The 4,330-nt window shown below is 69.5% G+C and carries 4 protein-coding genes; all 4 read right to left on the minus strand.

Annotated elements, in window-relative coordinates; all coding sequences use genetic code 11:
- A partial coding sequence (locus AC1D12_RS26070; RefSeq protein WP_477843853.1) for a hypothetical protein occupies positions 1–1,162 on the minus strand: 1,162 nt, incomplete at its 3' end.
- A gap of 11 nt (positions 1,163–1,173) precedes the next feature.
- Complete coding sequence (locus tag AC1D12_RS26075) at positions 1,174–1,356, minus strand: DUF5989 family protein (RefSeq protein WP_047508213.1); 183 nt, start codon at positions 1,354–1,356, stop codon at positions 1,174–1,176.
- Between the two features lie 35 nt (positions 1,357–1,391).
- The gene (locus tag AC1D12_RS26080) at positions 1,392–3,209 is read right to left on the minus strand and encodes a carbamoyltransferase family protein (RefSeq protein ID WP_477843855.1); all 1,818 of its coding nucleotides are present in this window, start codon (positions 3,207–3,209) and stop codon (positions 1,392–1,394) included.
- A 437-nt stretch (positions 3,210–3,646) separates the two neighbouring features.
- A partial coding sequence (locus AC1D12_RS26085; RefSeq protein ID WP_477843857.1) for an Nramp family divalent metal transporter occupies positions 3,647–4,330 on the minus strand: 684 nt, incomplete at its 5' end.

Here is a 4,330-nt window from a genome sequence, read left to right on the forward strand (position 1 = left end):
GGATGGAGCGGGCCAGGATGCGCTGGCCGAGCGGGCTGTAGTGGTGGCTGCCGCGGTCGAACAGCGTGAGCGGATCGACGGCCTTCAGCGCCTCGTGCGGCACGGCCACGCGAAAGCCGCGTGCCTGCAGCTCGGTGGCGATCGCCGATTCCAGCGCATCGAGCCGCGCGACCGCCTGCGGAATGCGGCGCTGCCACGATTCGAACTGGGCCGCCTGCGGGTAGAAGCGGCGGTACTTGTCGAACTCGCCCGGCTGCACCTGGTAGTCGTTGGGCAGCAGCAGCACGACGGTCTCGCGCGCCGGCGGCAGCGCGCGCGCGAGCCGCTCCACCGCCGCCGCCGCGGCGCTCGCGAGCGTGGCGCGCTCGGCGTCGTCGAGCGCGAACAGCACCGGGTTGGCGCCCGGCGGCGATTGCCATTCGGCATTGAACAGCGCGTTCTTCGCGATCGTGAAGTCGGCCATCACGGTGCTGTGCACCGCCAGCCATTCGCGTGCAGCGCGAAAGCGCGGGATCGTCACGCTGCTGCGCGAGAAGAACATCTCGTCGAGGTCGTTGCCGAGGTTCAGCGAGACGATGTTGAGCAGCGGCGCGGTGGCCTGCCCGCCCTCGCGGTGATGGCGATAGTCGCTCGCCCACGACTGCAGCGATTCGACATCGGTGGCGGCCGCGGCCATCAGGCGCGCGCTGCCGACCCGGCGGCCGGGCAGCTCCGCCGCGACCAGCGCACCGAAGGTCTTGCCGAAATCGAAGCCCCAGCCGAGCGCCTGCGAATCACCGACCACCAGCACGTCGGTCTCGGCCGCGAGCGTGGCCGCGCTGCAGTCGGCCACGCGCAGGCCCTGCGCATCGGTGCACAGCGCGAACGGCTCGCGGCCGGCGAGCTGGATCGTCGCGTCGAAGCCGGCCGGCATGCGCAGCGCGCCGTCGGCGTCGCTGACGGCCGGGATCGCCGGGCGTTTGTTCAGGTGCACGATGCGGCTCATGCCTTCGAGCAGCAGCGCGACCACGGCCAGCACGACCAGGCATTCGAGCAGGGTGCCGGCGACCGTTGCGCGTCGGCTGCGCCGCTGCGCGGACGACGGGCCTTCGACAGGCTCGGTCCGACCCTTCGACAAGCTCAGGGCGAGCGGGGTTTTCTTGCGAACGCCGGGCGTGCTCATGGACCGGGGATTCAGAACAGCGGGTACAGGAACGGTGCCAGCGCGCCGGACGACGACACGATCGCCAGCAGCACCGAGATCACCAGCAGCACCGGCAGCAGGATCAGCAGCCAGCGCTGGCGCCGCTGCGCGAGCGCACCCACCATGTCGCGCAGCGACGCGGAGATGCTTTGGATCATCCAGACGATCTTCATGGGGTTCTCCTTGCGGGGTGGCAACGTCGGTCAGTTCAGTAGCGCTTGCGCAGCACCAGGTCGTCGATCACCAGCATGTCGATGCCGGTGCGGGCGAACATCGCGAGTGCCATGCGCGGGTGGCCGACCATCGGCAGCGAGCGCTCGTTCAGCGAGGTGTTCAGCAGCGCGGCCACGCCGCTGTGCTGGCCGAAGCGGTTCAGCAGCGCCCAGTAGCGCGGGTTGTCGTCGCGCGTGCAGACCTGCGGGCGCGTCGTGCCGTCGGCGTGGATCGCGCCGCGCAGCTGCGTGCGGTACGCCTCGCGCACCGGCCAGATGGTCTGCATCCACTTCATCACCGGCTCGCCGACCCAGCGGGTGTCGAGCACCTGCTCGGCCTGTTCGGCGGTGATCGACAGCGCATACGGCCGGAAGTGGGTGTGCGATTTCACGCTGCGGCTCATGCGGCGCACCGTGTCGAGCTTGCCGGGATGCACCAGCAGCGAGCGGTTGYCGAGCGCCCGCGGGCCGACCTCGAAGCGGCCCTGCACCCACGCGACGATCGCGCCGTCGGCCAGCGCCTGGCTCACCTCGTCGAGCAGGCGGTCTTCGTCGGTGTAGCGGGTGCTGCCGATGCCGGCGGCCGGCAGCGCGCCCAGCGCCTGGTGGCCGAGCAGGAAGCTGAACGAGGGATCGGCGTCGATCAACGGTTCGAGATCGTGCGGCGCATGCGACGAACCGAGGTACGGGTGGCGGATCGGCTGCACCGGGCCGTGCTGCGCGGCACGCAGCATCGCCGCGCCGAAGGCCGCGCCGCCATCGCCCGGGTCCGGCGGCACGAAGAAGTGCTCGAACGCGCTGCGCTCGATCAGCTCGGTGTTGGCCAGGCAGTTCAGCGCGACGCCGCCGGCGAAGCACAGGTTGCGCGAGCCGGTCTGGCGCGACAGGCGCGACGCGAGCCCGAGCAGCACCTCGGCCAGCACGTGCTGCAGGCTCGCGGCGATGTCGGCGCAGCGCTGGTCGTCGTCGGGCACCTGCTGCGGGCCGTCGGCCAGCGAATCGAACGCATACGGCTGGCGGAAATCGCGCGGCGGGCCGAAGGCGGCGATCAGCGGCGCGGCGAACAGCGTGGACGCGTCGCCGTCGAAGTTGAAGTGCGACACCTCGATCACGTAGCTGCCGTCGGGCTCGCTGCGCATCACGCGGCGCATCGCCTCGACGAAGCGCGGCTTGCCGAAGGCGGCCAGCGCCATCGTGCTCGCCTCGCCGGAATTCGGCTTGAAGCCGAGGTAGGCGGTGAAGGCGGCATAGACGAGGCCGATCGAATGCGGGTATTCGTACTGCTCGAGGATCTGGAGGCCCTGGCTCGCGTCGCGGCTGGCATCTCGACTTGCATAAGCGAGCGTCGTGCAATCCCACTCGCCGATGCCGTCGAGCACCAGCACCGCGGCCTCGTCGAACGGGGAGGCGTAGAACGCCTGCGCGACGTGCGAATGGTGGTGTGCCGCGAGGTGGATGCGCGACGGCGGGACGCCGAAGCGCGAGCTCAGCGCGGCACGTGTCCAGAGCTTGTCGCGCAGCCAGCTGCGGTTGGCCGAGACGAAGTCGCGCAGCCCGTGCGGAAAGCGCGCGAAGCCGTTGGTCAGCACGCGCGAGTACTTCGGGCCGGGCCGCTCGTAGAACACGACCTCGTCGACCTCGTCGAGCGCCAGGCCCTGCTCGCGCAACTGCGCCGCCAGCGACAGCGCCGGGTAGCTGCTGTCGTGCTTCTGCAGCGTGTAGCGCTCCTCGGAGGCCATGCTGACCAGCACGCCATCGCGCACCACGCAGGCGGCGCCATCATGGAAGTCATACGACAGACCGACAATGTTCATGGGTCATCCTCGAACGGCTGACTGCGGACGAACTGCAACGGAACTGCTGCGCAACAGTGACAACGAAACTGCGGGGGGACTGCAACGGCGAACTGCAAGAGAAAGGAAAGCGCGCGGCCGCTCGAGGCGGTCGATCGCGTACAGCCGTGCCGCCGGCACGTGTGGGACGTGCCTCAGCGGATGGTCGCGGACTTCAGTGAGCCGATGGGCTCAGTCGGGGGGAGGGTGTCGGGCGACCGAGTGGGGTCATCGACGTGCACACCGATGAGCGTGCTGGCAGGGATGCGGAATGCGGTACTGCAGTGTGAAGCTGGTGGGCGGTGTGCCCCATCGGCTTGCGCATGAACAACTCCTGGTTAAGTTGCTGTTGACTGCACTGGCCGACGCAGAATAACGAAGCCCCCTGGATGCTGCAACCCTTATTTTCAGGGACGCTTCTAGGGACGCCACACCGCCGACACGAGCCACAGGTTGGCCGCGCTGATCAGCATGAACAGCGTCCACGCACCGGTCTTCAGCCACGGGCCGTTCGCGAACGAGCCCATCAACGCGCGGTCGCTGGTGAAGCGGATCAGCGGCCAGATCGCGAACGGCAGCTGGAAGCTCAGCACCACCTGGCTCGCCACCAGCAGCTTGCCGACGCCCGCGTCGCCCAGCCACAGCACGCCGCCCAGCGCCGGYAGCAGCGCGAGGCCGCGCGTGATCAGGCGGCGCTGCCAGCACGGGATCTTCAGGTCGAGGAAGCCTTCCATCAGCACCTGCCCGGCGATGGTGCCGGTGAAGGTGGAGCTCTGCCCGGCCGCCAGCAGCGCGACGCCGAACAGCACCGAGGCGAACACGCCGCCGACCAGCGGGTCGAGCAGGTGGTACGCATCCTGGATCTCGGTGACCTCGGTGTGCCCGCTGCCGTTGAAGGCCGCGGCCGCGAKCGTCAGGATCGCCGCGTTCACCAGCAGCGCGAGCGACAGCGAGACCACGGTGTCCAGCGTCGACAGCCCGATCGCCTCGCGCCTGCTCGCGTCGTCGCCGGCGACGTGGCGCGTCTGCACGATCGATGAATGCAGGTACAGGTTGTGCGGCATCACGGTGGCGCCGAGGATGCCGATCGCGAGGTACAGCGC

The organism is Rhizobacter sp. P1_G5 (assembly GCF_056405435.1).

Coding starts and splice junctions, on each gene's coding strand:
- AC1D12_RS26075 (WP_047508213.1), bottom strand. CDS start 1,356: ATGAAGATCGTCTGGATGATCCAAAGCATCTCCGCGTCGCTGCGCGAC.